The sequence below is a fragment of the Pseudomonas sp. ITEM 17296 genome (assembly GCF_028895205.1).
GTDB lineage: Bacteria > Pseudomonadota > Gammaproteobacteria > Pseudomonadales > Pseudomonadaceae > Aquipseudomonas > Aquipseudomonas kermanshahensis.
In genome coordinates this window covers 395179-419600 of sequence record NZ_WJRS01000001.1, presented here as the reverse complement: position 1 = coordinate 419600, position 24422 = coordinate 395179, and the positions used below count along the sequence as shown (strand labels likewise).

The following is a 24422-nucleotide window of genomic DNA, read 5'->3' as shown; positions in this document are numbered from 1 at the left end:
ATGCTCCATGAGTTGTTCAGTGTCTACCTGAAGATGCTCGTGCTCTACAGCCCATTCTTTGTGCTGTCGTGCTTCATCAGCCTGACCCGCGGCCATTCCAGCAAGGAGCGCAAGCAACTGGCCTGGAAGGTTGCCTTCGCCGCCCTGGTCGCCAGCGTGCTGTTGTACCTGTTCGGCCGGGCGATCTTCGGCATTTTCGGCATCACCGCCGACGCCTTCCGCATCGGTGCCGGCAGCGTGCTGTTCATCTCGGCGTTGGGCATGGCGCAGGGCAAACCGGCGGTGCAGGCCGACAACGTTCAGCAGGACGTGACCATCGTGCCATTGACCATCCCCCTGACCGTCGGCCCCGGCACCATCGGTGCCCTGTTGGTGATGGGCGTGGGCCAGCCGCATTGGGACGACAAGTTGCTGGCCATCGCCAGTATCGCGCTGGCCAGCTTCACCGTGGGCCTGGTGCTGTACCTCTCGCACGGCATTGAGCGGATTCTCGGCGACCAAGGCCTGCAGATCGTCAGCCGTTTGATGGGATTGTTCGTCTGTGCCCTGGCGGCGCAGATCATCTTTACCGGGATCAAAGGCTATCTGAGCGCCTGAGTGGAATATTGTGTATCAGTGCCCGATTGTTTTTCTTCACGTTGGCCAGTTTCGCTTTGAACTCATTGCGAAATAGCCTGAGATTGAAACGAATCAACTCGGCGCTTTGTACTGCATTCTTGAACTGCAAGCCAAAAGGTAGAAAAAGAAAGCCATCTATTTTGAATTCCAGTGGCATGTCGAATTCCGAGTGAAATACCACCATGTCATAGAAATCACCTGAGTGACGAATGCACGGCAGCATCTGAAAGTGCAGCCGGTTCCCACTTATCGCATTCAGTTCAAATGCTTTCAAGGCATAATCATTACTCCTTAACACTTCCGAGGACTCCTGAGCGACCTCCGCAAGTGCCGTCGAACCCGCTGCTTCGATGGCTTTGACTGCCTCTGCTACCACACTGGCTCTGTCTCCCCCACTTCGTCGAATGTTGGGCGGCGGGGTAGCGTCCCAGCCGAGAAAACTCAGCTTACGTCGATAATTGGCAAACCAGTCCAGGTTCAACCCAGAGGCATATTCCTGACGTGTCGCTTGCTGTGCAAAAATATTTGCCAGCATAATGTCTTCCCGGTCTTCAACAAGGCAATTAGCACCAAAAGACATGACACTACCAGAAACAACACTGGCAGCTGATAGTTTTTCAGATGTATCAGTCATACGTTGTTCCTTATTTTAAACTGTCGGCATCTTCAAACTGTACGCTGCCCTCAGCGGAGCATACCGTTGATGGAGTTCATCCCGAATGCTGTTCAGCACGACATCATTAATTAAATATTGTGTGCATTGAATACTGATGTCACCCAGGGAGGCAGAGTCGAAGCGCTGCCTGGACCAGTCGACTTCAACTGAAACCTGGCTCTCGAACCTTAACTGAGCGCTCACGATAACCACCCCTGGCATAACCACACGTAGCTCAGTGACCAACGTCGAAGGTTTTCCAGATTGCGCTGGCCGCACGCATTCAACCCAGAGTGCTTTAAGGGCTGCATGCTCCGGCGGTAGGCAAAAAGCGTCCAGACAACGCATGGCGCCGTCCCGATATTGAACTGGCAACGCAGCAAGAACGGTTTCGCGCAAGCACTTGAAAGGCTGTGAAACTGCCTTGGGCCTCTCGGCCGGCTTTATTTCAACAAAACTGCAGCCAAAATCGCGTTGGCTTTCCCTGTATTCAGCGCACCAATCCCAATATTCGTGAAACATTGAGAATTCATGCTCCGCCTTGACGTACGCTGCCAATTGGACATCAAGTTGCGCATCAACTTCCGATGCCGCCCAAGCGCGAGGTAATAGCACCAACGCATTGCCGTTCAGCCACATGCAGAATTCATACGGCATAGCTCGTCTCCTCAAGGAAGGCCGGGAACGCTGGCTCCCGGCCCCTTATTCAGCCCTTGCGGCGCTTGAGTGGCGCAGACAGCAAGACCTTGCGAGACTCCCCGCCAAGACGGCTGACGAGCACGTCTTTGTTATCCTCGTACAAACTTCTATGGAGGCTTAGCTTGGCAGTCGAGGTGTAGACCGTGCCGCCGCTGCTGGTCCAGGTAAACAACAACGGGTTGGTTTTTTTGTTGGGGTCGGCATCCGTTTGTGCAGCACTCAGCAGCATGACAACTTCACCTTTTTCCGATTCATCACAAAAGGCCAGGCTCAGTGCAGTGCAGTCATCTTCTTCGGACGTTCGATCGAACAATTTAACTGTATCGGGGGACTCCGCCAACATCTGTACAGCAGCCTCCCCTACTTCTTTCGCCGCACCGAGGACACCCCCCGTAGCCGCACCCAATGCGATCTTCAGCCCTTGGCCAAGCAGGTTACTGAGTTCCAGCTTCATGGTGCTACTGGTGACCGTGTTCGTTTTATACAAATTGACAACCCAGCCAGTAGCCTGGACCATCTCGATATAACATTCGAACCATTGAACAGCTTGCTTGCTGGGATGAAACTGGGCAGAGGCTGCTTGTGAAGCAAACTGGTGGCAGTTTTTGACGGCTTCACAGCTGTCGATCTTCATGTGCTCGGGGAACACAAACACACTACCACCAGGGAGCACTTCTAAACGCTTGGCAACAAGTTCGTCGGTCATGGCTATTACTCTTCGTAAGTTGCTGGGGAGCCGTCTGGCTCCAGCCATCAACCTACCGAGCACGATGTACTCTGCCTTCCCTGAAACGCTTCCCAACCCTCAGGGTTTCATTCCGTACCACCGTGGGGTGTAGGACCACACCCCACCCGACAGGCGAGGAAACACGCAGGTTGTAGAAGAGCCGACCAAGACCATGGTGCGCATGTCGACCATTTCTGGCAGCAGTTCGGCCAAGGTGACTACCTTCAGCGTCTGCCCCGGCCTACCGATGTCACGGCCAAGGACTACAGGCGTGTTCCCCTCGCGGTGCCGACGCACCACCTCCAGCGCCCCCCCTAGCTGGTGCGGCCTGGACTTGGAAATCGGGTTGTAGAAGGCCAGCACCAGGTCAGCCTGGGCCGCCAGATCCAGACGTTTTTCGATGATCGACCAGGGCTTGAGGTTGTCCGACAGCGACATCACGCAGAAGTCGTGACCTAGCGGTGCACCTGCCTGGGCGGCCGTTGCAAGCGAGGCCGAAACGCCAGGGAGGATCTCGAGGTCCACGCGATGCCACGCTGGGTCACTGGACTCATGCAGCGCTTCAAGCACCGCAGCAGCCATGGCGAACACGCCCGGATCACCCGACGACACCACCACCACCGAACGGCCCTGGGCCGCCAGCTCGAAGGCATGCCGGGCGCGCTGCATCTCTTCACGGTTGTCGGTGCAGTGCAGCACCTGGTCGTCACGGAAGGGCCCGGCCATGCGCACGTAGGTTTCATAGCCAAGTACGTCTTCGGCACGCGCCAGCTCGGCCTTGACCGCCGGCACCATCAGTTCGGCAGCGCCCGGCCCCAAGCCGATGACGGCCAGACGACCACGACGGCGGCCAACCTGCGCTACCTCAACCGGGGCAGGCGCTACGGCAATGGCCGCCCCCTCAAGCTCGGTCAGCCGGGCATCGGGCAACGCCGCTGCAAGCATGCTGACTACACCGTCTGGATTGGCAGCGAAGCGCAAGGGCACACCCAAAGCCTGCGCGGCCTCTTGCAAGCCGCTGTCGGCCATGGCCTGCTCGTCCGCCAGCAGGCAGGCTACTGACGGCTCGGCGATGCCGGCCCGCTGCAGCGCAGCACGGATACCGTGCACGTTCCCGCCTGCAACACCCACGACCACCGAGCGCGGGTGAATCAGCAGTTCGTCGCGGTTGGCCGGGCGCAACTGATGCCCCACATGAATGGTACGCCGAGCCACCTCGCTGGCGGGTAACTGCGCCTGCTGCAGCCAGGGGGCATCACCTTCGATGCGCACCGACTCGCCGGCCAGCAGGTCAGAGACAAAGCGCTTGCCTTGCTCGATATCCGCCAAGGCATAGCCCGGCGGCGGGTTCAGCAAGCAGGTACCAAAACGCAGCTCGCCACTGGTGGTAATGGCTGCGGCAACACCCAGCGCCTCAGCCATTTCACGCGCCATCACGTTCACGCCGCTCAGACCACCGAGTAGCGGCACTACCGCGCTGCCATCTTCGGCCACGGCCAGCACCGGCGGCTCGACGCCCTTCTCGCTGAGCAGGCTGGCCAGGCTGCGGATGACGATACCCGCTGCGCACAGGGCAATGATCGGCGTGTCCTGCTGGTACAGCCCGCGCAAAGTATCGCCGAACGAGGTGTACGACTGGTCAGCACCCTCGACACGCCCCTCCAGGCCATGGATCGTGGCCTGTGGATAACAGTGCTGGATACGTTGCGCCGTCGCCAGGCTGCCCGGGCCAAGGATGACGATCGCCGGTGCCTTCTGCATGTTCAGCCCTGCCATTTTTCCCCCGGCACGATGATCAGCGAGAAATACGGTGACGACTGCGGGTCGACCTGGTCCAGCGGCACGATCTTCTGGTTGGCCATGGTCGCTCGCTCGACATACAGCGCACGCTCGTCCAGGCCCAGTTCGGCCAGCACGTCACGCACCTTGGGGAAGTTGCGGCCCAGCTTCATGATCACCGCCGCATCGGCATCGGCCAGGCGCCGCTTGAGCTCCTCGGCCGGCAGCACACCCGACAGCACTGACAGGCTCTGGTTGCGGTACACCAACGGCGCGCCGAGCACCGAGGCGCCTCCGAGCATCGAGCAGACGCCAGGAATCACTTCAGCCTCATAGCGCTGCGCCAGGCGGTCATGCAGGTACATGTAGGAGCCGTAGAAGAACGGGTCGCCCTCGCAGATCACCGCGACGTCGCGGCCGGCGTCCAGGTGCTCGGCAACCTGCACGCTGGCTTCATCGTAGAAGTCGCTGATGACCTGTTCATAGGACAGCGGTGCCGGCAGGGCCTCAGTGGTGACCGGGTAGACCAGCGGCAGCAAGGTCTGCTCTGGCTGCAAGTGCGCCTCGATGATGCCGAACGCATTGCCGCGCTTGCCCTTGGCCACGAAGTAGCCAACCACCGGCGCCTCGCGCAACAGGCGCAGCGCCTTGACGGTGATCAGTTCAGGGTCGCCGGGGCCTACGCCCAGGCCAAGCAGACGTCCACGTGGCGCCATCATTCCACCTCCGTGGCAAGGGCGTTGACTGCCGCGGCGGCCATCGCGCTACCGCCCAGGCGGCCTTGCATGATCACGAACGGCACGCCACGGCTGTCGGCGGCGAGCATCGCCTTGGATTCGGCCGCACCGACGAAGCCGACCGGGAAGCCGAGGATGAGCGCAGGCTTGGGTGCGCCGGCGTCGATCATCTCCAGCAGGTAGAACAGCGCGGTCGGGGCGTTGCCGATCACCACCACGCTGCCTTCCAGGTACGGCCGCCACAGCTCCAGGGCCACGGCGGAACGGGTATTGCCGGCGTCTTTGGCCAGGCCAGGCACGCTCGGGTCGCGCAATGTGCAGACCACTTTGTTGTCGGCGGGCAGGCGCGCGCGGGTGATGCCTTCGGCGACCATGTGCGCATCGCAGAGGATAGGTGCGCCCTTGGCCAGGGCTTCACGGCCGGCGCGGCCCGCCCCTTCGGAGAACTGCAGGCCGTCGATGGCTTCGACCATGCCGCAGGCATGGATCACGCGCACGGCGAGCTTTTCGAGGTCTGCGGGTATCCGCTCGAGTCGGGCTTCCTCACGGATGATCCGGAAGGAATTGCGATAGATCTCCTGACCATCGCGGATGTAGTCAATCATCAAGGTGCTCCGTCGGCAGGTCGAGCATGGCGCCTGCTTCGTTCAAGGTGAGGTCGATGGCACGCAGGGCGCCGAAGCCCGGCAGGCGCGCATCGCGCACATACAGGTCGTAACGGCCCGGTGAACGGGCCAGCAAGGTGGCCGGGGCAACATGGGCCACGGCGCAGGATCGGGGGCACCCGGACAGGTGCACGCTGCCCGGCACGCCAGGGCCCAGCAGCGCGGCCAAGGCCACGGCATCGGCCTTGGTTTCGCCCTGTGCCTTGGCGCAGCCACTGCTGCCGGTGCAGGCGCTGATGCGGGCCAGTGGCTCGTGGCTGTGGCACAGCAGGCCCAGCGTGGACAACTCGCCCTGGGCTTGCGTGATCTGGTCCGGGTCGAGATTGGTCAGCACCAGGCTCTGCCAAGGGCTCAGGCGCAGGCTGCCGTCACCCAGGTGCCGGGCGATGCGCGCGGCACCCCGCAGCATCTCGGGGGTCAAGCGGCCCTGCGGCGGAGCAACGCCTAGGGCGAGACCGTGGGCTTGTGGCAACACACCCAGCCACTCGGGTTGGCGTGTCGGGCGGCGCCATTCAAGCACGGCGGCATCGCGGCGGATGTCCAGGCCGAGCCCTTCGACGAACGCCGCGGGCGAACAGCATTCGAGCAACTGGCGCATGCGCGACTGGTCCACAGCGGCCAGGTCAAGAAAGCGCTCCAGCACCGCACGCACCAGGGCCAGGCCCTGCTCCACCGGCACCGCCCCGAGCACCTGGCCATCGGCGGGGCAGCCCGCCAGGCCAAACGCCAGCCACGTGCGCTGCTCGATAAGCAGCGCCGAGAGCCACAGGTCATGCGGGTGCTCAAGCATCGCCAGGCCTTCGCCGGCGTCCAGGAGCACAGCGAACTTCGCCGACAACTGGTGAAACCGCGGTGTGCCTTCCAGCAGGTCGAGGATCTGCCCCGCCAGCGGCCGGGCATCCAGCAACATGGCAGGGTCATGCCCGGCCAGCGGGCTGAGCATCAGGTTGCGCACATCGTCACCGGCGGCTTCGCGCGGGCCCAGGCCTGCCGCGAGCAGCCTGGCGATCAGGCCTTGGTGGTCGCTGCCAATACCGCGAATCTGCAGGTTGCCGCGGTTGGTTGCCTCGATCACGCCACCGGCAAAGCGCTCGGCGGCCTCGGCCACGGCATCGGCCTGGTCGGCCAGCAGCAGGCCACCCGGCAGCTTGATGCGGCAAATGCCGCCATCACGGGCACTGACGATGCGCCACAACCCCGGGCAGGCCGAGGGGCGAGGTGAAACGTCGGGGGCATGGGCCTGCTTCAAAGGGGTGTCCGGCAATCTGTGAAAGTGCGCTTGAGTGTAGAAGGCGCGGTATTATGCCTGCTTTGTCCGGCGGCATGAAAAGCCGGTGGTCGAGCTTATCGTTTACCCGGGGCCGCTTCGCGCCCCTTCGCGGGCAAGCCCGCTCCTACAGGGATCATGCTGTGTCTGTAGGAGCGGGCTTGCCCGCGAAGGGGCGCGAAGCGGCCCCAGAAATGGCGGATTGAAACACATGGCACCCTGGCTGACAGTAGTAGGCATCGGCGAAGACGGCTTCAATGGCCTTGGCAAGCAGGCCCGGCGTGCCCTGCTGGGCGCTTCGCGGATCTTCGGCAGCCCGCGCCAACTGGCTTTACTGCCACGCTGCGTGGTCGGCGAGCGGCTGCTTTGGCCAACCCCTTTCTCTTTGGCGCCCGTGCTCGCCCAGCGCGGCGAACCGGTCTGCGTGCTGGCCAGCGGCGACCCGATGTTCTTCGGCGTCGGCGCCAGCCTGGCGCGCCAGGTGCCCGCCAGCGAGATGCGGGTGCTGTCGATGCCGTCCTCCTGTGCACTGGCCGCCGCCCGCCTGGGCTGGCCGCTGCAGGACGTGCAGGTGGTGTCGGTGGTCGCCCGGCCGCTGGCAGCGCTCAATGCGCACCTGCACAGCGGCGCTCGCCTGCTGGTGCTGAGCAACGACGGCGACAGCCCTGCGGCAATCGCCGCACAACTGTGCGAGCGTGGCTTCGGGCCGAGCCGCCTACGCGTGTTCGAACACCTGGGTGGCACCGATGAACGCGAAGTGGCGGGCACCGCCCAGGACTGGCCTCACACCCAGGTTGCAGCGCTCAATTTGGTGGCCATCGAATGCCTCGCCGCGCCCGATGCCCCCCGCCTGCCGAGGGTCGCTGGGCTGCCGGACAGCGCCTTCCAGCATGACGGCCAGCTGACCAAGCGCGATGTCCGCGCCATCACCCTGGCCCGCCTCGCCCCCCTGCCCGGCGAGCTGCTGTGGGACGTGGGCGCCGGTTGCGGTTCGATCGGCATCGAGTGGATGCGCGCCCACCCCGCCTGCCGTGCGCTGGCCATCGAGGCCGACGCAGGGCGCCAGGGTTTTATCGAACACAATCGCGATGCGCTGGGCGTGCCCGGCCTGCAACTGGTCCGTGGCAAGGCGCCTGAAGCCTTGGCAGAGCTCGAGCAGCCCGACGCGGTCTTCATTGGCGGCGGGGTAACGCGTGAAGGCGTGCTCGACCTGTGCTGGCAGCGGCTGCGCCCCGGCGGGCGACTGGTGGCCAACGCGGTCACCCTGCAAAGCGAACTGGCCCTGGCGCACTTTCGCGAGCGACACGGGGGTGAACTGACCCGTATCCATGTTGCCCATGCGCAGCCGCTGGGCACGTTCGACACCTGGCGCCAGGCACTGCCAATCACCTTGCTCGATGTGGTGAAGCCCCTCGATGCGTGAAGAAACCCACGAGCAGCCCGCGCCCCTGCGCAGCGGCCTGACCACCGGCAGCTGCGCCACCGCCACCAGCCTCGCGGCGGCGCGCCTGCTGCTGACCGGCGTCTGCAGCGACGCCGTGAGCATCACCCTCCCCAAGGGCAAGGTCGTGCAGATGCGCCTGGAGTTCTGCCGCCGCGATGGCGAATATGCCGAAGCCGGCACGCTGAAGGACGCCGGCGACGACCCGGACGTGACCCATGGTGCCCTGCTGTTCAGCCAGGTCCGCCTGCTGGCAGAGCCCGGCATCCGCTTCGTCGCAGGCCAAGGCGTCGGCACCGTGACACGCCCGGGGCTGGTGCTGGCAGTGGGTGAACCGGCGATCAACCCAGTGCCCCGGCGCATGATGGGCGAACACCTGCAACGCCTGGCTGACGAGTGCGCCTACCGCGGCGGTTTCGAAGTCACGGTCAATGTTCAGGGCGGTGAACAGCTGGCACTGAAAACCATGAACCCGCGCCTGGGCATCCTCGGCGGGCTGTCGATTCTGGGTACCAGCGGCATCGTTCGGCCGTTTTCCTGCGCGGCCTACATCGCCTCGATCCATCAGGGCATCGACGTGGCCCACACCAACGGCTACACGCACATCGCCGCCTGCACCGGCAACGCCAGCGAAGACACCATGCGCCGGGTCTACGGCCTGCCGGAAATCGCCCTGATCGAGATGGGCGACTTCGTCGGCGCCGTGCTCAAGCACCTGCGCAAGGTGCCGGTACCACGCCTGAGCCTGTGCGGGGGGTTCGGCAAGATCAGCAAGCTGGCTGCCGGGCACATGGACCTGCACAGCCGCCACTCGAGCATCGACCTGCCGCAGTTGGCCGGCTGGGCGGCAGATATCGGCGCCGACGCAAACCTTCAGGCCGCGATCATCGCCGCCAACACCAGCCAGCAAGCCCTGGCACTGGCGCATGCCGCAGGCATCGCCCTGGGCGACGCCGTCTGCGCGCACGCGCTGGCCTTCGCCCGCAGCGTGGTGCCGCCGCAGGTGCAGGTAGAGGTGTTCGCCATCGACCGCCAAGGCGGCATCGTCGGCCAGGCAGGTGTGCAATGACCGCGCGCATCCTGCTGCTGGGCGGCGTCACCGAGGCCCTGGCCGTCGCCCGCCAGTTGGGCCCGCAGCACGTTTACAGCCTGGCGGGCATCGGCCGCGTACCGCAGGACCTGACCTGCCAGGTGCGCGTCGGCGGCTATGGCGGTGCTGAAGGCCTTGCCCAATACCTGCGCGAGGCGGGCATTACCCTGCTGATCGATGCCACCCACCCCTATGCCGCGCAGATCAGCCGCAACGCCGCCCTCGCTTCACGTCGTGCAGGTATCCCCTGCTGGGCGCTGCGCCGCCCCGCCTGGCAGGCACAGCCGGGTGACGATTGGCGTGAAGTGGACGACTGGGCGGGGCTGATCGAGGCGCTCGCGCCGTTCCGACGACCGCTGTTCACGCTGGGCCGCGAGCCGCTGCAACACCTGGCAGAGATCCCGCCGGATCAGTTCTGGACCTTGCGCGCACTGGAGGCCTGCCCCGGTAATGAACGTTGCGAGGTGATCGGCGCACGCGGGCCATTCAGAATCGAAGACGAACGTGTGTTGTTCGCGCGCCGCAAGATCGACGTACTGATCAGCAAGAACAGCGGCAGCGTGGCGACCGAGCCCAAGCTGGACGTGGCGCGGGAGCTAGGGGTGCCAGTATTGATCCTGCGGCGGCCGGAACTGCCGGTGGTCGATGACACATTCATTCACTCAGACGCATTGCTTGCCAGGCTGACGCTTTGACTGCTCGCCAGTCATGACGTATATCCCATTGACATATACGCCATGCAACCTAAACTTCTGTCACACATTGTCGCTACCCTAGGAGGCCCATCATGGAGCAAGGTGCTGTCTTCAAAAGCAACCGCAGCCAGGCCATCCGCTTGCCAAAATCCGTCGCACTTCCCGATGGCATCACCCGAGTGGATATTGTTGCAGTTGGGCGTACGCGCATCATCACACCTGCTGGTGAATCATGGGACAGCTGGTTCGAAAGTGAGCCTGCAAGCGCGGATTACATGGCCAGCCGTGACCAACCTGCAGACCAGGAACGTGAAGGTTTTTAATGATCAGGTACCTGCTCGACACCAATATCTGCATTTTCACGATCAAGAATAAACCGCAACGCGTCCGCGAAGCGTTCAATCGCCATCACGGCCAATTGGCGATCAGCACAATCACTTTGATGGAACTGATCTACGGCGCTGAGAAGTCGGATCATCCTGAGCGCAATCTTTCGGTGGTCGAGGGCTTTGCCGCGCGCCTTGAAGTACTCGATTACGATAGCCATGCGGCTGAGCACAGTGGCCAGCTTCGTGCGGAATTGGCCAGATCAGGGACCCCCATTGGTCCTTACGACCAACTGATTGCCGGGCATGCCCGAGCGCTTGGCTTAATTTTGGTAACTAACAATGTGCGCGAGTTTCAACGAGTACCCGGTCTAAGGGTTGAAGACTGGCTCGTTTCGCCCTGACAGCGTAACGGTTAGTACTGCTTTCCTACAGGTCCTATCGACTTTGCCACCGTTTCACGCGGTCGCACCCGAATGGCCTTTGTTCGCTCCGTTGCCTTAGACTTCAGCCCTCTCCCCCAGAAGGCTTCATTCATATGGACATGCAATGGTGGATCTGGCTGGTCTTCGGTATCGCGCTGATCCTGCTCGAACTGGTCCTGCCCACGTTCTTCATTCTCTGGTTCGGCATCGGCGCCGTGCTGGTTTCGCTCATCTCGCTCGCCGCGCCCAGCCTGCAACTGGATATGCAAATGCTGCTGTGGGTGCTGCTTTCTTCAGTCACCACTGGGCTGTGGTTCAAGGTGTTCCGGAACAAGAAGCCGGATGTGCGCTGGACAGCCGACAGCGTGATTGGCGAAGTCGGCCTGCTGACCGCCAGTGTTTCCGAGTTCCAGAAAGGCCGCGTGCGTTTCCAGAAGCCAATCCTCGGCAACGAGGAATGGACCTGCGTCGCCGACACTGACATCCCGTCTGGCGAGCGCGTGCGCCTTACCGCCATCGAAGGGAACACCGCCCGCGTCATCCGGGCCTGAATCCGTACTAAAAGGAAGTTCGTATCATGACCAGCCTTATCGTCGTGGGCGCCCTCGCCCTGTTCGTCCTGATCACCGTGTTCAAGGGGGTGCGTATCGTGCCTCAGGGCGAAGAGTGGATCGTCGAGCGCCTGGGCCGCTACAACAACACCCTCAAGCCCGGCCTGAACATCGTCATTCCTTACGTGGACGTGGTCGCCTATCGCCTGCCCACCAAAGACATCATCCTCGATGTGCAAGAGCAGGAAATCATCACCAAAGACAACGCGGTGATCGTCGCCAATGCCCTGTGCTTCGCCAAAGTGGTCGACCCACAGAAGGCCTCCTACGGCGTGCAGAACTTCTCCTTCGCCGTCACCAGCCTGACCATGACCTCGCTGCGCGCCATCGTCGGGGCCATGGACCTGGACGAGGCCCTGTCCAGCCGTGAGCAGATCAAGGCACGCCTGCGCGAAGCGATGTCCGAGCAGACCGAAGACTGGGGCGTGACTGTGCGTTCGGTAGAAATCCAGGACATCAAGCCGTCACAGAACATGCAACTGGCCATGGAGCGCCAGGCCGCCGCCGAGCGTGAACGTAAAGCTGACGTGACCCGTGCCGAAGGTGCCAAACAGGCCGCGATCCTTGAGGCAGAAGCGCGCCTGCAATCAGCCAAGCTGGACGCCGAGGCGCAAATCAACCTGGCCGAGGCTTCGGCGCGGGCGATTTCGCTGGTCAAGGACGCGGTGGGTAACGAGACCGTGCCGGCCATGTACTTGCTGGGCGAACGGTACATCGGCGCGATGGAGAACCTGGCCAGCAGCGACAATGCCAAAGTCGTGGTGCTGCCGGCCGACCTGCAAGAAACCGTGCGCGGCTTGATGGGCCGCAACAAGGTTTGAGAATGCCGGGGCCGCTCTGCGGCCCATTCGCGGGGCAAGCCCGCTCCCACACTCTATGGGAGCGGGCTTGCCCCGCGAATGGGCCGCAGAGCAGCCCCAAAAACCCCCGCCAACTGCGTCACTTCACCGCACCCCACCTTTTTTACCTATACTGCGCCTTACAATAGCCACCACGATTCCTGACCGGATCTCTCCATGCCCCCACGTCGGCACATTGCCTGGATAGCCTGCCTAGCAGTGCTGTTCAACCTGCTGGCCATGCCGCTGTCCTCTGCCGCGCCCAAGGGCCCGGCCGAGCAGTTGCTGTGGGGGGCGTTCTGTTCCAGCATGGCCAACAAGGCCAAGGTCGACGTCCAGGCCCTGGCCAAGATCGACCTCGGCCCGCAGAGCGATGACAGCGCCAGCATGATGAACTGCTGGTGTTGCTCCGGTGCCGCCCCGCTGCTGGCCTTGCCGGGCTACCCGCCGCAGTTGCATAACCCGCCGCCCCTGCACGCAGGGCACTCGCCGCAGCTTGCCGATTACCAACCCACGCCGCGCCAGCTATGGCCCGCGCTCAACCCCCGCGCCTCCCCTTTGGTCTGAGTTGCTCACGCTGTCTGCCTGAACCTGAACAGATCGGAGACTCACCATGCTCAAGCACGCTCTCGTCGTGGCTGCCCTGCTGCTGCCCAGCGCCTTCGCCACTGCCCATGAATACACCGTGGGCGACCTGCACATCGCGCACCCTTGGTCGCTGCAACTGCCACCGAATGCACCCAACGTCGCCGCCTATTTCGTCGTGCACAACAATGGCCAGGCGGATGATCGTCTGCTCAGTGTCGACAGCCCCATCAGCGACGACGCCCAATTGCACGAGCACGCCATGACGGCCAGCGGCACCATGAAGATGCAGCAGGTGCCCAACGTGGTAGTGCCCGCTGGCAAGGAGGTGACCTTCGCCCCCAGCGCCTACCACGTAATGCTGATGCAGCCTAAAGACCGCAGCCTGCTCACCGACGGCAAGCGTTTCCCGCTGACCCTGCATTTTGAAAAAGCCGGTGACGTCACCGTCGAAGTCGCCGTGCAAAAAGAGGCGCCCTCGGGAACGCCCCAGGCCCACGAACACGCGCACTGACCATTAGCTGACAGGCACTCGCCATGAGCCTGCCGCGCAACAGCCTCAGCCGTACCACCCGCCCTGAACGCAGGCGCGTCGGTGGCGGCTGGCTGAGCCTGTTCGCCATGTGGATGATCTTCATCGGCCCGCTGATTTCCCAGTCGATGCCGATGGATCACCACGCCGGCATGAACATGCCGATGGACATGTCGATGCCCACCGGGCATCAGCATGGCGCCGACTCGCATCACGGCCACGGTGACGATGGCCAATTGCATGTGATGTGGGAAAAGTGCGGGTACTGCAGCCTGCTGTTCAACTGCCCCGCACTGCCACAAACCCTCAGCCCGCTCAGTGCCAGCATCGTAGTACCCACCACCCACCTTAGTGCCTCCACGCACCAAGGGCATGCCCGGCAGGCTGTATTCCCTGGCGCGCGCAGCCGCGCACCGCCTTCCTCGATCAGCGTCTGAAAACCCATTGTTCGCACGGAGCCAGGAGGCTTCGCGCCCACCCATGACTGATCGACTGGAATCATTATGTCCGGCTGCACCCCTGTTTTTGCCCTGTCCCTGCGTGGGGCCATCGCCGCCGTGTGCGGTTCGCTGCTCGCGCCCGTGGCCCTGGCCAGCGACCTCGGCCACGCTGACCACGCGCACGACGCACCCGAGCTGAGCCCGACGGTGATCACTGCCGTGGCGCCCAGCTCGCCGCTGACCGTGGTCACCAACCCGAAAGACCCTCGCCAGCCGGTACCGGCCAGCGACGGGGCCGACTACCTCAAGACCATCCCCGGCTTCTCGGCCATCCGCTCCGGCGGCACCAACGGCGACCCGGTATTGCGCGGCATGTTCGGTTCACGCCTGAACATCCTCACCAATGGCGGCGTCATGCTGGGCGCCTGTCCCAACCGCATGGATGCCCCCACCTCGTACATCTCGCCGGAAACCTACGACCGCCTGACCGTGATCAAAGGCCCGCAAAGCGTGATCTGGGGGCCTGGCGGTTCGGCCGGCACCATCCTCTTCGAGCGTGAGCCCGAACAGTTCGGCACCCTCGGCAGCCGCGTCAACGCAAGCCTCCTGGCCGGCTCCAATGGCCGCTTCGACAAGGTGCTGGACGCCGCCGCAGGCAACAGCCAGGCCTACGCCCGCTTCGTCGGCAACCAGTCGCGCTCCGACGACTACCACGACGGCAACGATGACACCGTGCCCTCGCGCTGGGACAAGTGGAACGGCGATGTGACCCTGGGCTGGACCCCCGACCAGGACACCCTGCTGGAACTCACCGCCGGCAAGGGCGATGGCGAAGCACGCTATGCCGGGCGTGGCATGGACGGCTCGCAGTTCAAGCGTGAAAGCCTTGGGCTGCGCTTCGAGAAGTCCAACCTCGGCGAGGTGCTCGACAAGGTCGAGGCACAGGTCTACTACAACTACGCCGACCACGTGATGGACAACTACAGCCTGCGCACGCCCTCGGGCAGCGGCATGATGGGCATGCCGATGGTCAGCAACGTCGACCGCCGCACGATGGGCGCCAGGGTCAAGGCGACCTGGCGCTGGGCCGACGTGCAGCTGGTCAGCGGTATCGATGCGCAGACCAACGAGCACCGCCAGCGCGGCGGCATGGGCGTCGATGCGCACAAAGGCCAGGCCTGGACCAAGGATGCCGATTTCCACAACTACGGTGCCTTCAGTGAGCTGACCTGGTACGTCAGTGGCGAGGACCGGCTGATCACCGGCGCCCGCCTGGACCGCGCCTCGGCCCGCGACTTCCGCAAAGGCAGCGCCACCGAAGGCGACACCCGCGCAGACACCCTGCCCAGCGGTTTCGTCCGTTACGAACATGACCTGGCGGCCATCCCCGCCACCACCTACGTCGGCCTCGGCCACGCCCAGCGCTTCCCCGACTACTGGGAGCTGTTCTCGCCCAAGTTGGCGCCAGCCGGCGCAGCCAACGCCTTCGACGGCATCAAGCCAGAAAAGACCACCCAGCTCGACTTCGGCATCCAGTACCGCGACGCCCGCCTCGAAGCCTGGGCATCGGGTTATGTCGGGCAGATCCGTGACTACATCCTGTTCGACTACCGCACCGGCATGATGGGCATGAGCACGTCCCAGGCCCAGAACATCGACGCCCGCATCATGGGCGGCGAAGTGGGCGCGGCCTACAAGCTCAGCGAAAACTGGAAGGCCGACGCTACCCTGGCCTACGCTTGGGGCAAGAACAGCAGTGATGGCAAAGCGCTACCGCAAATGCCGCCCCTGGAAAGCCGCCTGGGCCTGACCTACAGCCGCGACGTCTGGAGTGTGGGTGCGCTGTGGCGGCTGGTGGCCGCGCAAAACCGCATCGCCGAGAACCAAGGCAACGTGGTCGGCAAGGACTACGAAAAGAGCGCGGGCTTTGGTGTGTTCTCGCTCAATGGTGCCTACAAGGTGAACAACAACCTCAAGCTCAGCGCAGGGGTCGACAACCTGTTCGACAAAGCCTACGCCGAGCACTTGAACCTGGCCGGGAACGCCGGGTTCGGCTACCCGGCCACAGATCCACAGCCGGTGAACGAGCCAGGCAGGACCTTCTGGACCAAGGTCGATTTCAGCTTCTGACAACAACAACGGGCGCGGCCACGGTCGCGCCCCTCACCTGGTCAAACAGGAGGTTCCCATGCGCGGAACACGCATCTCTTTCTACAACCTGGCCTGGCGTTGGCATTTTTACGCGGGGCTGTTCGTCGCCCCGTTCATGATCCTGCTGGCGATCACCGGGATCATCTACCTGTTCAAGCCGCAGCTCGACCCGCTGCTGTACCGCGACCTGATGGTGGTCGAAGCCGGCCATCACCGACAGGCCGCGGATGTGATGCTGGCCGAGGTCCGCCAGGCGTATCCGCAAGGCCATGTGGGGCAGTACCTGCCGCCCCTGAATGCCGAACGCAGCGCGCAGTTCGTGGTGCATGACGGCGGCCGTGAACTGAACGTGTTCGTCGACCCCTACAGCGGCAAGCTGCTCGGTGCGCAGGACGGCAAGCAGAACCTGCAAGCGATAGCCCGTGCCTTGCACGGCGAGTTGATGGTCGGCACGGTCGGTGACCGCCTGGTGGAGCTGGCAGCAGGCTGGGGCATCGTGCTGGTGGTGTCCGGCCTGTACCTCTGGTGGCCACGTGGGCGCAACAGCGCGGGCGTGCTGTGGCCGCGTTTTTCCGCACGCGGTCGGCTGCTGTGGCGTGATCTGCATGCGGTGACGGGGTTTTGGGGCTCGGCCCTGCTGCTGCTGATGCTGCTCAGTGGCATGACCTGGACGGGCCTGTGGGGCAAGCAATACGCCGATCTGTGGAACCGCTTCCCGGCCGCGATGTGGAACGACGTACCCAAGTCCGATCAGCAGGCAGGTGAGCTCAACAGCGCCCATCGCCAGACGGTGCCCTGGGCAATGGAAAACACCCCCATGCCGCAGTCCGGCGCCCATGCCGAACATGCCGCGCATCACATGATGTCGAATGCCCCGGCAGCGCCGCAGGTGAGCCTGCTGCAGGTCGAGGACATCGCCACTGCGCGCCAGGTCGAACCGGGCTACAGCATTACCTTGCCGACCACGGCCGACGGCGTGTTCACCGTTGCGGTATTCGCCGACGACCCGCGCAACGATGCCACCCTGCATGTCGACCAGTACACCGGCAAGGTGCTGGCCGACGTGCGCTGGCAGGACTACAGCCCGGTTGCGCGTGCCACCGAGCTGGGCGTGATGCTGCATGAGGGCAAGATGTTCGGGGCGTTCAACCAGGTCATCATTCTGCTGGTGTGTCTGATGATCTTGCTGGGTTCGGTCAGTGGCCTGGTGATGTGGTGGAAACGCCGGCCGGCTGGCGGGTTGGGAGTGCCGCCGCTGCGCCATGACCTGCCGCGCTGGAAGACGGCGGTTGCGGTGATGGTGGTGTTGGGGGTGTTGTTCCCGCTGGTGGGGGTGTCGATGGTGGTGATGTGGCTGGTCGATAACCTGGTGGTGCGCAAGCGCCGAGTGCTGGCCAGCGCCTGAGATTTGCTGCGCTGTTGCCGGCCTCTTCGCGGGCAAGCCCGCTCCCACAGGGTGACGTGCTTCTCAAGCGCAACACAATACCTGTGGGAGTGGGCTTGCCCGCGAAGAGGCCGGCAACAGGTACAACGCTGCACCGCAAAGGTCGTGTCGATCTGTCGCGCCCCGAATTGGGACGCCCGTGTTAGCCTACTCGGCTTTCACAAAAAGACTGACCCTCAATGGAATGCAGCCAATGACCCGGACCTCTTCCCCGCCCGCTGAAGAGCAGCATCTGCAGCGCAACCTGACCAACCGTCACATTCAGCTCATCGCCATCGGTGGCGCGATCGGCACCGGCCTGTTCATGGGCTCGGGCAAGACCATCAGCCTCGCCGGCCCGTCGATCATCTTCGTCTACATGATCATCGGCTTCATGCTGTTCTTCGTCATGCGCGCCATGGGCGAATTGCTGCTGTCGAACCTCAACTACAAGTCGTTCATCGACTTCTCGGCCGACCTGCTCGGCCCCTGGGCCGGCTACTTCACTGGCTGGACCTACTGGTTCTGCTGGGTAGTCACCGGTATCGCCGATGTGGTCGCGATTGCCGCCTACACGCAATTCTGGTTCCCCGACCTGCCGCAGTGGATACCCGCGCTGACCTGCGTGGCGGTGCTGTTGTCGCTGAACCTGGTTACCGTGAAGATGTTCGGCGAGCTCGAATTCTGGTTCGCGCTGATCAAGATCGTCGCCATCCTCGGCCTGGTCGCCACCGGCCTGTACATGGTCATCAGCGGCTTCGAATCGCCGAGCGGGCGCACCGCGCAACTGGCCAACCTGTGGAATGACGGCGGTATGTTCCCTAATGGCCTGATGGGCTTCTTCGCCGGGTTCCAGATTGCCGTGTTCGCCTTCGTCGGTATCGAGCTGGTCGGCACCACCGCCGCGGAAGCGAAGAACCCCGAGCGCACCTTGCCACGGGCGATCAACTCGATCCCGATCCGTATCATCGTGTTCTACGTGCTGGCGCTGATCGCGATCATGGCCGTGACCCCGTGGCGCGATGTGGTGCCAGGCAAGAGCCCATTCGTCGAACTGTTCGTGCTGGCCGGCCTGCCAGCGGCGGCCAGCATCATCAACTTCGTGGTGCTGACCTCGGCCGCCTCGTCGGCCAACAGTGGCGTGTTCTCTACCAGCCGCATGCTGTTCGGCCTCGCCCAGGAAGGCGATGCCCCCCGCGCGTTCGAGAAGCTGTCGCGGCGCGCCGTGCCGGCCAACGGCCTGTACTTCTCGTGCACCTGCCTGCTGTTGGGCGCGGTGCTGATCTACCTGGTGCCCGATGTGGTCGAGGCGTTCACCCTGGTCACCACGGTGTCGGCGGTGCTGTTCATGTTCGTCTGGACGCTGATCCTGCTGTCGTACCTCAGCTACCGCAAACGCCGCGCCGCACTGCACCAGGCGTCGAAGTACAAAATGCCCGGCGGGCGCTTCATGTGCTACGTGTGCCTGGTGTTCTTTGCCGGCATTCTGGTGCTGCTGAGCCTGGAAGACGACACCCGCGCAGCGCTGCTGGTGACGCCGATATGGTTCGTGCTGCTGGCAGTGACCTACCAAGGTGTGCGCAGCAAACGCCATCCGCGCACGGCGGTGCGTAACGGCTGATGCCGCATGGGGCTGCTTTGCAGCCCCAATCCTGTGCACACACATCTGCAAGGCACCAACCTGGACCTTGCAAACGCCCCAACACCTCGCACACCCCCTCTATTACGCACCTTCCGCCACTCGGCACACCCCTTGCAACGCCCCTCCCGCTTGGCCAACACCATAAAAATCTCAGCGGAGAGAGCACATGAAGCGTCGCAGTCTGATCAAGGCCTTTACCCTCAGCGCATCGATTGCGGCGATGGGTCTTAGCTGGAGCATCCAGGCCGCCGAGACCATCAAGGTCGGCATCCTGCATTCGCTGTCCGGGACCATGGCCATTTCCGAAACGTCGCTCAAGGACATGGCGCTGATGACCATCGACCAGATCAACGCCAAGGGCGGTGTGAACGGCAAGATGCTCGAAGCGGTGGTGGTCGACCCAGCGTCCAACTGGCCACTGTTCGCCGAAAAGAGCCGCCAGCTGCTGACCCAGGACAAGGTCGCCGTGGTGTTCGGCTGCTGGACGTCGGTGTCGCGCAAATCGGTGCTGCCAGTGTTCGAGGAGCTCAACGGCCTGCTGTTCTACCCGGTGCAGTACGAAGGCGAAGAGATGTCGCCGAACGTGTTCTACACCGGCGCCGCGCCTAACCAGCAGGCCATCCCCGCCGTGGAATACATGATGAGCGAAGAAGGCGGCAGCGCCAAGCGCTTCTTCCTGCTGGGCACCGACTACGTCTACCCGCGCACCACCAACAAGATCCTGCGCGCCTTCCTGCACAGCAAGGGCGTGGCCGACAAGGACATCGAAGAGGTCTACACCCCGTTCGGCCACGCCGATTACCAAACCATCGTCGCCAACATCAAGAAGTTCTCCGCGGGCGGCAAGACGGCGGTCATCTCCACCGTCAACGGCGACTCCAACGTGCCGTTCTACAAAGAGCTGGCCAACCAAGGCCTGAAAGCCACCGACGTGCCCGTGGTGGCGTTCTCGGTGGGTGAGGAAGAACTGCGCGGCATCGACACCAAGCCGCTGGTGGGCCACCTGGCCGCGTGGAACTACTTCGAGTCGGTGGATAACCCGGTCAACCAGAAGTTCGTCGCCGACTGGAAGGCCTACGCCAAGGCCAAGAACCTGCCGGGCGCCGACAAGGCGGTGACCAACGACCCAATGGAAGCCACTTATGTGGGCATTCACATGTGGGCGCAGGCGGCTGAAAAAGCCAAGTCCACCGATGTCGACAAGGTGCGCGAGGCACTGGCTGGCCAGAGCTTCCAGGCACCGTCCGGTTTCACCCTGACCATGGACAAGACCAACCACCACCTGCACAAGCCGGTGATGATCGGCGAGATCCAGGATGACGGGCAGTTCAGTGTGGTCTGGGAAACCGAGCAGCCGCTGCGGGCGCAGCCTTGGAGCCCGTTCATCCCAGGCAACGACAAACGCCCTGACTATGCGGTGAAAGGTAACTGAGTGCACGGGGCCGCTCTGCGGCCCATTCGCGGGGCAAGCCCGCTCCCACAGAGATCGCTTTACATAGGTTCACTGTGGGAGCGGGCTTGCCCCGCGAAGAATCCACCGCCGATTTCCAGGATTACCCGCATGCTCAGACTCCTGCTCACCCTGCTGCTCCTGCTGCCCCTGGCAACCCAGGCCAGCGAGGGCGAATTCTTCCTCACCGCCAAGCCTGCCGAGCAAGCCCGCCTGCTCGAAAGCTGGGCAGCCCAACCCGATGCCGCGCGCCTGCCGCTGCTGGAAAACCTGCGCCAAGGCCGCATCGCTGAGGGCGACACCCGCAAGGTGCGCCTGAACAACCGCCTGCGCAGCCTGATCGACAACGCCCTGGCCAGCCACCAGTTGCTCAGCGACAACAGCGACACTCGCCTGGCCGCTGCCCAGCAACTGCAAAAGAGCGCGCAACCCGCACAGATGGCCTTCCTCGACCGGCGCTTTGCCAGCGAACCGGACACAGCCGTACACGCAGCCCTGGGCTTGGCCTTGGCCAACCTGCAACTGGGTGCCAGCGAACCTGCCGTACGCCTGGCCGCCGTGCGCTTGCTGGGCGAGACCGGCGACCCGGTCGCCCGTACGCGCCTGGAAGCGCTGCTGCAGCCCGGCGTCGAAAGCGACGCCGCCGTGCGCACGGCCGCTGAAACCAGCCTGGCCCAGGTCAAACGCAAACTCATGGTCGGAGAACTGCTCGGCCAAGCCTTCAGCGGCCTGTCGCTGGGTTCTATCCTGCTGCTGGCAGCCCTGGGCCTGGCGATTACCTTCGGCCTGCTCGGGGTGATCAACATGGCCCATGGCGAGATGCTCATGCTCGGGGCCTACAGCACCTACATGGTTCAGGTGCTGCTGCAGCGTTACGCGCCCGGCGCGATCGAGTTCTACCCGCTGATCGCCCTGCCCGTCGCCTTCGCCGTCAGCGCCGGGGTCGGCATGGCGCTGGAGCGCACGGTGATCCGTCACCTTTACGGTCGCCCACTGGAAACCTTGCTGGCGACCTGGGGGATCAGCCTGATCCTGATCCAGGCCATCCGCCTGCTGTTCGGCGCGCAGAACGTCGAAGTCAGCAACCCGGCGTGGTTGTCCGGCGGTATCCAACTGCTGCCCAACCTGGTGCTGCCGTACAACCGGCTGGTGATCATCGGCTTCGCCCTCGCCGTGGTACTGCTCACCTGGCTGCTGCTCAACCGCACGCGGCTTGGCCTCAACGTGCGCGCAGTGACCCAGAACCGCAACATGGCCGCCTGCTGTGGCGTGTCCACCGGGCGCGTCGACATGCTCGCCTTTGGCCTGGGCTCGGGCATCGCCGGGCTGGGTGGCGTGGCCTTGAGCCAGGTCGGCAACGTTGGCCCGGACCTTGGCCAGAGCTACATCATCGACTCGTTCCTGGTGGTGGTGCTCGGCGGTGTCGGGCAACTGGCTGGGAGCCTCTGGGCCGCCTTCGGTCTCGGCATCGCCAACAAGCTGCTGGAGCCGCAGATCGGCGCGGTGCTTGGCAAGATCCTCATCCTTGCGTTGATCATTCTGTTCATTCAGAAGCGCCCGCAAGGCCTGTTCGCCCTCAAGGGACGGGTAATCGACTGATGAACCAGCCACTGCTTGTCACCGCTTCGCAAAAAGCCGGGCCGCGCCTGTCGCTGGCCATCGGCGCTGTCGTCGTCCTGCTGTTGCTGGCCCTGCCGCTGCTGTCGTTGTTGCCGGCGGACCATGCCCTGCAGGTTTCGGCCTACACCCTGACACTGGTCGGCAAGATCCTCTGCTATGCCATCGTCGCCCTGGCCCTGGACCTGGTCTGGGGCTATGCCGGGCTGCTGTCGCTGGGCCACGGCCTGTTCTTCGCCCTCGGCGGCTACGCCATGGGCATGTACCTGATGCGCCAGGCCGCCGGGGACGGGCTGCCGGGTTTCATGACCTTCCTGTCGTGGACCGAACTGCCTTGGTACTGGGCCGGTACTCAGCATTTTGCCTGGGCGCTGTGCCTGGTGGTGCTGGCGCCGGGCCTGCTGGCGCTGGTGTTCGGCTTTTTCGCCTTCCGTTCGCGGATCAAGGGCGTGTACTTCTCGATCATGACCCAGGCCCTGACCTTTGCCGGCATGCTGCTGTTCTTCCGCAACGAAACCGGGTTTGGCGGCAACAACGGCTTCACCAGCTTCCGCACCATCCTGGGCTTCGACATCGCCGCGCAAGGCACCCGTGCGGTGCTGTTCCTGCTCACTGTCGGCCTGCTGCTGGCCAGCCTGTACCTGTGTTGGCGCCTGACCCAAAGCAAATTCGGCCGCCTGCTCACCGCCGTGCGCGACGCCGAAAACCGCCTGATGTTCTGCGGCTACGACCCACGCGGTTTCAAGCTGCTGGTGTGGGTGCTGAGCGCCGTGCTGTGCGGCCTTGCCGGTGCGCTGTACGTGCCTCAGGTGGGCATCATCAACCCCAGCGAGATGTCGCCGACCAACTCCATCGAAGCCGCCGTGTGGGTCGCCCTTGGTGGGCGTGGCACGTTGATTGGCCCGCTGCTCGGCGCTGGCCTGGTCAACGGCATGAAGAGCTGGTTCACCGTGGCCTTCCCGGAGTTCTGGCTGTTCTTCCTCGGTGCGCTGTTCATTCTCGTCACCCTGTACCTGCCCAAGGGCGTGGTCGGTCTGTTGAAGAAAAGGAGCCAACCATGAGAGGCGTGCCCCCTGTGCATCCAGAATTCATGCTTGAACCGGTGTTCGACAACCTCGGCGCCGGCCGCGACGCCATCGGCCTGGGCAGCCGCCGTACAGCGGGCCTGGACACCCGCCATGGCACGGTGCTGAGCCTGGAAGACATCAGCGTCAGCTTCGATGGTTTCAAGGCCCTCAACGCGCTCAACCTGTACATCGGCGTCGGTGAACTGCGCTGCATCATTGGCCCCAACGGCGCTGGCAAGACCACGATGATGGACGTAATCACCGGCAAGACCCGCCCCGACACCGGCAGCGCCTTCTTTGGCGACACCCTCGACCTGACCCGCATGAGCGAATACCAGATCGCCCAGGCCGGCATCGGCCGCAAGTTCCAGAAGCCGACGGTGTTCGAAGCACTGACCGTGTTCGAGAACCTGGAACTGGCCCTGAAGACTGACAAGTCGGTGTGGGCCAGCCTGGCCGCGCGGTTGAGTGCAGAGCAACAGCAGCGCATCGACGAGGTGCTCGCCACCTTGCGCCTGCAATCCCTGGCGCAGCGCCAGGCGGGGCTGCTGTCTCACGGCCAGAAGCAGTTCCTGGAGATCGGCATGTTGCTGGTGCAAGAACCACAACTGCTGCTGCTCGATGAACCGGTGGCCGGCATGACCGACGCAGAGACCGAGTTCACCGCCGAACTGTTCAAGGGCCTGGCCGGCAAGCATTCGCTGATGGTGGTGGAGCACGACATGGGGTTTGTCGGGAGCATTGCCGACCATGTCACCGTGCTGCACCAAGGTAGCGTGCTGGCGGAGGGGTCGCTGGAGCAGGTGCAGGCGGATGAGCGCGTGGTCGAGGTGTATCTGGGCCGATGATTCAAACAGCCTGCACCGGCCTCTTCGCGGGGCAAGCCCGCTCCCACAGGGGAATCACTCCATCCGAAAACTGTGGTGAACCTGTGGGAGCGG

At 63.7% G+C, this 24422-nt stretch carries 25 protein-coding genes; 18 read left to right on the top strand and 7 right to left on the bottom strand.

The window, feature by feature from the left end:
- Positions 1-597: a MarC family protein gene (locus GIB19_RS01820; RefSeq protein ID WP_099430545.1), complete on the top strand. Its 597-nt coding sequence runs from the start codon at positions 1-3 to the stop codon at positions 595-597.
- Here the strand turns inward: GIB19_RS01820 and GIB19_RS01815 are convergent.
- The 7 genes from GIB19_RS01815 to cobG all read right to left on the bottom strand — a co-directional run bounded on the left by GIB19_RS01815 (position 575) and on the right by cobG (position 7144).
- Positions 575-1252, bottom strand: coding sequence for a hypothetical protein (locus GIB19_RS01815; RefSeq protein ID WP_274883092.1), 678 nt, complete (start codon positions 1250-1252; stop codon positions 575-577). The two genes, GIB19_RS01820 and GIB19_RS01815, sit on opposite strands and share 23 nt — an antisense overlap.
- 15 nt (positions 1253-1267) lie before the next feature.
- Positions 1268-1930 (bottom strand): hypothetical protein, encoded by a 663-nt coding sequence (locus GIB19_RS01810; protein WP_099430547.1) that lies wholly within the window; start codon positions 1928-1930, stop codon positions 1268-1270.
- Between the two features lie 49 nt (positions 1931-1979).
- On the bottom strand, positions 1980-2678 hold the full coding sequence (locus tag GIB19_RS01805; protein WP_099430548.1) for a hypothetical protein: 699 nt from the start codon (positions 2676-2678) through the stop codon (positions 1980-1982).
- A 99-nt stretch (positions 2679-2777) separates the two neighbouring features.
- Positions 2778-4475 (bottom strand): precorrin-3B C(17)-methyltransferase, encoded by a 1698-nt coding sequence (gene cobJ / locus GIB19_RS01800; protein WP_274883087.1) that lies wholly within the window; start codon positions 4473-4475, stop codon positions 2778-2780.
- Positions 4463-5197: a precorrin-2 C(20)-methyltransferase gene (locus GIB19_RS01795; RefSeq protein WP_446731366.1), complete on the bottom strand. Its 735-nt coding sequence runs from the start codon at positions 5195-5197 to the stop codon at positions 4463-4465. Before GIB19_RS01795 ends, cobJ begins: the two co-directional genes overlap by 13 nt.
- Positions 5194-5820 carry a precorrin-8X methylmutase gene (locus tag GIB19_RS01790; protein ID WP_027592587.1) on the bottom strand — a complete coding sequence of 209 codons (627 nt, stop codon included), beginning with the start codon at positions 5818-5820 and terminating at the stop codon, positions 5194-5196. Before GIB19_RS01790 ends, GIB19_RS01795 begins: the two co-directional genes overlap by 4 nt.
- Positions 5813-7144, bottom strand: coding sequence for a precorrin-3B synthase (cobG, locus tag GIB19_RS01785; protein ID WP_027592586.1), 1332 nt, complete (start codon positions 7142-7144; stop codon positions 5813-5815). The genes GIB19_RS01790 and cobG overlap by 8 nt, the downstream gene beginning before the upstream one ends.
- A gap of 214 nt (positions 7145-7358) precedes the next feature.
- Between cobG and cbiE the strand changes: the two genes are divergently transcribed.
- The 17 genes from cbiE (at position 7359) to urtD (ending at position 24329) form a co-directional block, all read left to right on the top strand.
- Entirely contained in the window at positions 7359-8570 is a 1212-nt protein-coding gene (gene cbiE, locus GIB19_RS01780) for a precorrin-6y C5,15-methyltransferase (decarboxylating) subunit CbiE (RefSeq protein WP_274883083.1), read from the top strand.
- Positions 8563-9657 (top strand): cobalt-precorrin-5B (C(1))-methyltransferase, encoded by a 1095-nt coding sequence (locus tag GIB19_RS01775; RefSeq protein WP_099430552.1) that lies wholly within the window; start codon positions 8563-8565, stop codon positions 9655-9657. The genes cbiE and GIB19_RS01775 overlap by 8 nt, the downstream gene beginning before the upstream one ends.
- Entirely contained in the window at positions 9654-10373 is a 720-nt protein-coding gene (locus GIB19_RS01770) for a cobalt-precorrin-6A reductase (protein WP_274883080.1), read from the top strand. Before GIB19_RS01775 ends, GIB19_RS01770 begins: the two co-directional genes overlap by 4 nt.
- A gap of 92 nt (positions 10374-10465) precedes the next feature.
- Positions 10466-10696, top strand: a complete 231-nt coding sequence (vapB, locus tag GIB19_RS01765) for a type II toxin-antitoxin system VapB family antitoxin (protein ID WP_085272331.1) — start codon at positions 10466-10468, stop codon at positions 10694-10696.
- Positions 10696-11103 carry a type II toxin-antitoxin system tRNA(fMet)-specific endonuclease VapC gene (vapC, locus tag GIB19_RS01760; RefSeq protein ID WP_274883077.1) on the top strand — a complete coding sequence of 136 codons (408 nt, stop codon included), beginning with the start codon at positions 10696-10698 and terminating at the stop codon, positions 11101-11103. Before vapB ends, vapC begins: the two co-directional genes overlap by 1 nt.
- A 134-nt stretch (positions 11104-11237) precedes the next feature.
- A complete protein-coding gene (locus tag GIB19_RS01755; protein WP_274883076.1) occupies positions 11238-11675 on the top strand; it encodes an NfeD family protein in 438 nt (145 codons plus the stop codon).
- Between the two features lie 26 nt (positions 11676-11701).
- Positions 11702-12556 carry an SPFH domain-containing protein gene (locus GIB19_RS01750; protein WP_027592579.1) on the top strand — a complete coding sequence of 285 codons (855 nt, stop codon included), beginning with the start codon at positions 11702-11704 and terminating at the stop codon, positions 12554-12556.
- A gap of 195 nt (positions 12557-12751) precedes the next feature.
- Complete coding sequence (locus GIB19_RS01745; protein ID WP_085272329.1) at positions 12752-13141, top strand: DUF2946 domain-containing protein; 390 nt, start codon at positions 12752-12754, stop codon at positions 13139-13141.
- Positions 13142-13187: 46 nt separating this feature from the next.
- Positions 13188-13673, top strand: a complete 486-nt coding sequence (locus GIB19_RS01740; RefSeq protein WP_027592577.1) for a copper chaperone PCu(A)C — start codon at positions 13188-13190, stop codon at positions 13671-13673.
- Between the two features lie 23 nt (positions 13674-13696).
- The gene (locus tag GIB19_RS01735) at positions 13697-14128 is read left to right on the top strand and encodes a DUF2946 domain-containing protein (RefSeq protein ID WP_274883073.1); all 432 of its coding nucleotides are present in this window, start codon (positions 13697-13699) and stop codon (positions 14126-14128) included.
- 66 nt (positions 14129-14194) lie between these two features.
- Positions 14195-16261 carry a TonB-dependent copper receptor gene (locus GIB19_RS01730; RefSeq protein WP_274883071.1) on the top strand — a complete coding sequence of 689 codons (2067 nt, stop codon included), beginning with the start codon at positions 14195-14197 and terminating at the stop codon, positions 16259-16261.
- Between the two features lie 58 nt (positions 16262-16319).
- Positions 16320-17687, top strand: coding sequence for a PepSY-associated TM helix domain-containing protein (locus GIB19_RS01725; RefSeq protein WP_274883070.1), 1368 nt, complete (start codon positions 16320-16322; stop codon positions 17685-17687).
- Between the two features lie 232 nt (positions 17688-17919).
- The gene (gene cycA, locus GIB19_RS01720) at positions 17920-19326 is read left to right on the top strand and encodes a D-serine/D-alanine/glycine transporter (protein WP_027592573.1); all 1407 of its coding nucleotides are present in this window, start codon (positions 17920-17922) and stop codon (positions 19324-19326) included.
- A 187-nt stretch (positions 19327-19513) separates the two neighbouring features.
- Positions 19514-20779 (top strand): urea ABC transporter substrate-binding protein, encoded by a 1266-nt coding sequence (gene urtA / locus GIB19_RS01715; protein WP_274883068.1) that lies wholly within the window; start codon positions 19514-19516, stop codon positions 20777-20779.
- 129 nt (positions 20780-20908) lie between these two features.
- Positions 20909-22396: an urea ABC transporter permease subunit UrtB gene (gene urtB / locus GIB19_RS01710; protein ID WP_274883067.1), complete on the top strand. Its 1488-nt coding sequence runs from the start codon at positions 20909-20911 to the stop codon at positions 22394-22396.
- Complete coding sequence (gene urtC / locus GIB19_RS01705) at positions 22396-23475, top strand: urea ABC transporter permease subunit UrtC (protein WP_027592570.1); 1080 nt, start codon at positions 22396-22398, stop codon at positions 23473-23475. The genes urtB and urtC overlap by 1 nt, the downstream gene beginning before the upstream one ends.
- Complete coding sequence (urtD, locus tag GIB19_RS01700) at positions 23472-24329, top strand: urea ABC transporter ATP-binding protein UrtD (RefSeq protein ID WP_274883064.1); 858 nt, start codon at positions 23472-23474, stop codon at positions 24327-24329. The genes urtC and urtD overlap by 4 nt, the downstream gene beginning before the upstream one ends.
- The last annotated feature ends 93 nt before the right edge of the window (positions 24330-24422 follow it).

What these genes read in the sequence shown, in the direction of transcription:
- GIB19_RS01820 (WP_099430545.1), top strand. Translation starts at nt 1, where the DNA reads ATGCTCCATGAGTTGTTCAGTGTCTACCTGAAGATGCTCGTGCTCTAC.
- GIB19_RS01815 (WP_274883092.1), bottom strand. Translation starts at nt 1,252, where the DNA reads ATGACTGATACATCTGAAAAACTATCAGCTGCCAGTGTTGTTTCTGGT.
- GIB19_RS01810 (WP_099430547.1), bottom strand. Translation starts at nt 1,930, where the DNA reads ATGCCGTATGAATTCTGCATGTGGCTGAACGGCAATGCGTTGGTGCTA.
- GIB19_RS01805 (WP_099430548.1), bottom strand. Translation starts at nt 2,678, where the DNA reads ATGACCGACGAACTTGTTGCCAAGCGTTTAGAAGTGCTCCCTGGTGGT.
- cobJ (WP_274883087.1), bottom strand. Translation starts at nt 4,475, where the DNA reads ATGGCAGGGCTGAACATGCAGAAGGCACCGGCGATCGTCATCCTTGGC.
- GIB19_RS01795 (WP_446731366.1), bottom strand. Translation starts at nt 5,197, where the DNA reads ATGATGGCGCCACGTGGACGTCTGCTTGGCCTGGGCGTAGGCCCCGGC.
- GIB19_RS01790 (WP_027592587.1), bottom strand. Translation starts at nt 5,820, where the DNA reads ATGATTGACTACATCCGCGATGGTCAGGAGATCTATCGCAATTCCTTC.
- cbiE (WP_274883083.1), top strand. Translation starts at nt 7,359, where the DNA reads ATGGCACCCTGGCTGACAGTAGTAGGCATCGGCGAAGACGGCTTCAAT.
- GIB19_RS01775 (WP_099430552.1), top strand. Translation starts at nt 8,563, where the DNA reads ATGCGTGAAGAAACCCACGAGCAGCCCGCGCCCCTGCGCAGCGGCCTG.
- GIB19_RS01770 (WP_274883080.1), top strand. Translation starts at nt 9,654, where the DNA reads ATGACCGCGCGCATCCTGCTGCTGGGCGGCGTCACCGAGGCCCTGGCC.
- vapB (WP_085272331.1), top strand. Translation starts at nt 10,466, where the DNA reads ATGGAGCAAGGTGCTGTCTTCAAAAGCAACCGCAGCCAGGCCATCCGC.
- vapC (WP_274883077.1), top strand. Translation starts at nt 10,696, where the DNA reads ATGATCAGGTACCTGCTCGACACCAATATCTGCATTTTCACGATCAAG.
- GIB19_RS01755 (WP_274883076.1), top strand. Translation starts at nt 11,238, where the DNA reads ATGGACATGCAATGGTGGATCTGGCTGGTCTTCGGTATCGCGCTGATC.
- GIB19_RS01750 (WP_027592579.1), top strand. Translation starts at nt 11,702, where the DNA reads ATGACCAGCCTTATCGTCGTGGGCGCCCTCGCCCTGTTCGTCCTGATC.
- GIB19_RS01745 (WP_085272329.1), top strand. Translation starts at nt 12,752, where the DNA reads ATGCCCCCACGTCGGCACATTGCCTGGATAGCCTGCCTAGCAGTGCTG.
- GIB19_RS01740 (WP_027592577.1), top strand. Translation starts at nt 13,188, where the DNA reads ATGCTCAAGCACGCTCTCGTCGTGGCTGCCCTGCTGCTGCCCAGCGCC.
- GIB19_RS01735 (WP_274883073.1), top strand. Translation starts at nt 13,697, where the DNA reads ATGAGCCTGCCGCGCAACAGCCTCAGCCGTACCACCCGCCCTGAACGC.
- GIB19_RS01730 (WP_274883071.1), top strand. Translation starts at nt 14,195, where the DNA reads ATGTCCGGCTGCACCCCTGTTTTTGCCCTGTCCCTGCGTGGGGCCATC.
- GIB19_RS01725 (WP_274883070.1), top strand. Translation starts at nt 16,320, where the DNA reads ATGCGCGGAACACGCATCTCTTTCTACAACCTGGCCTGGCGTTGGCAT.
- cycA (WP_027592573.1), top strand. Translation starts at nt 17,920, where the DNA reads ATGACCCGGACCTCTTCCCCGCCCGCTGAAGAGCAGCATCTGCAGCGC.
- urtA (WP_274883068.1), top strand. Translation starts at nt 19,514, where the DNA reads ATGAAGCGTCGCAGTCTGATCAAGGCCTTTACCCTCAGCGCATCGATT.
- urtB (WP_274883067.1), top strand. Translation starts at nt 20,909, where the DNA reads ATGCTCAGACTCCTGCTCACCCTGCTGCTCCTGCTGCCCCTGGCAACC.
- urtC (WP_027592570.1), top strand. Translation starts at nt 22,396, where the DNA reads ATGAACCAGCCACTGCTTGTCACCGCTTCGCAAAAAGCCGGGCCGCGC.
- urtD (WP_274883064.1), top strand. Translation starts at nt 23,472, where the DNA reads ATGAGAGGCGTGCCCCCTGTGCATCCAGAATTCATGCTTGAACCGGTG.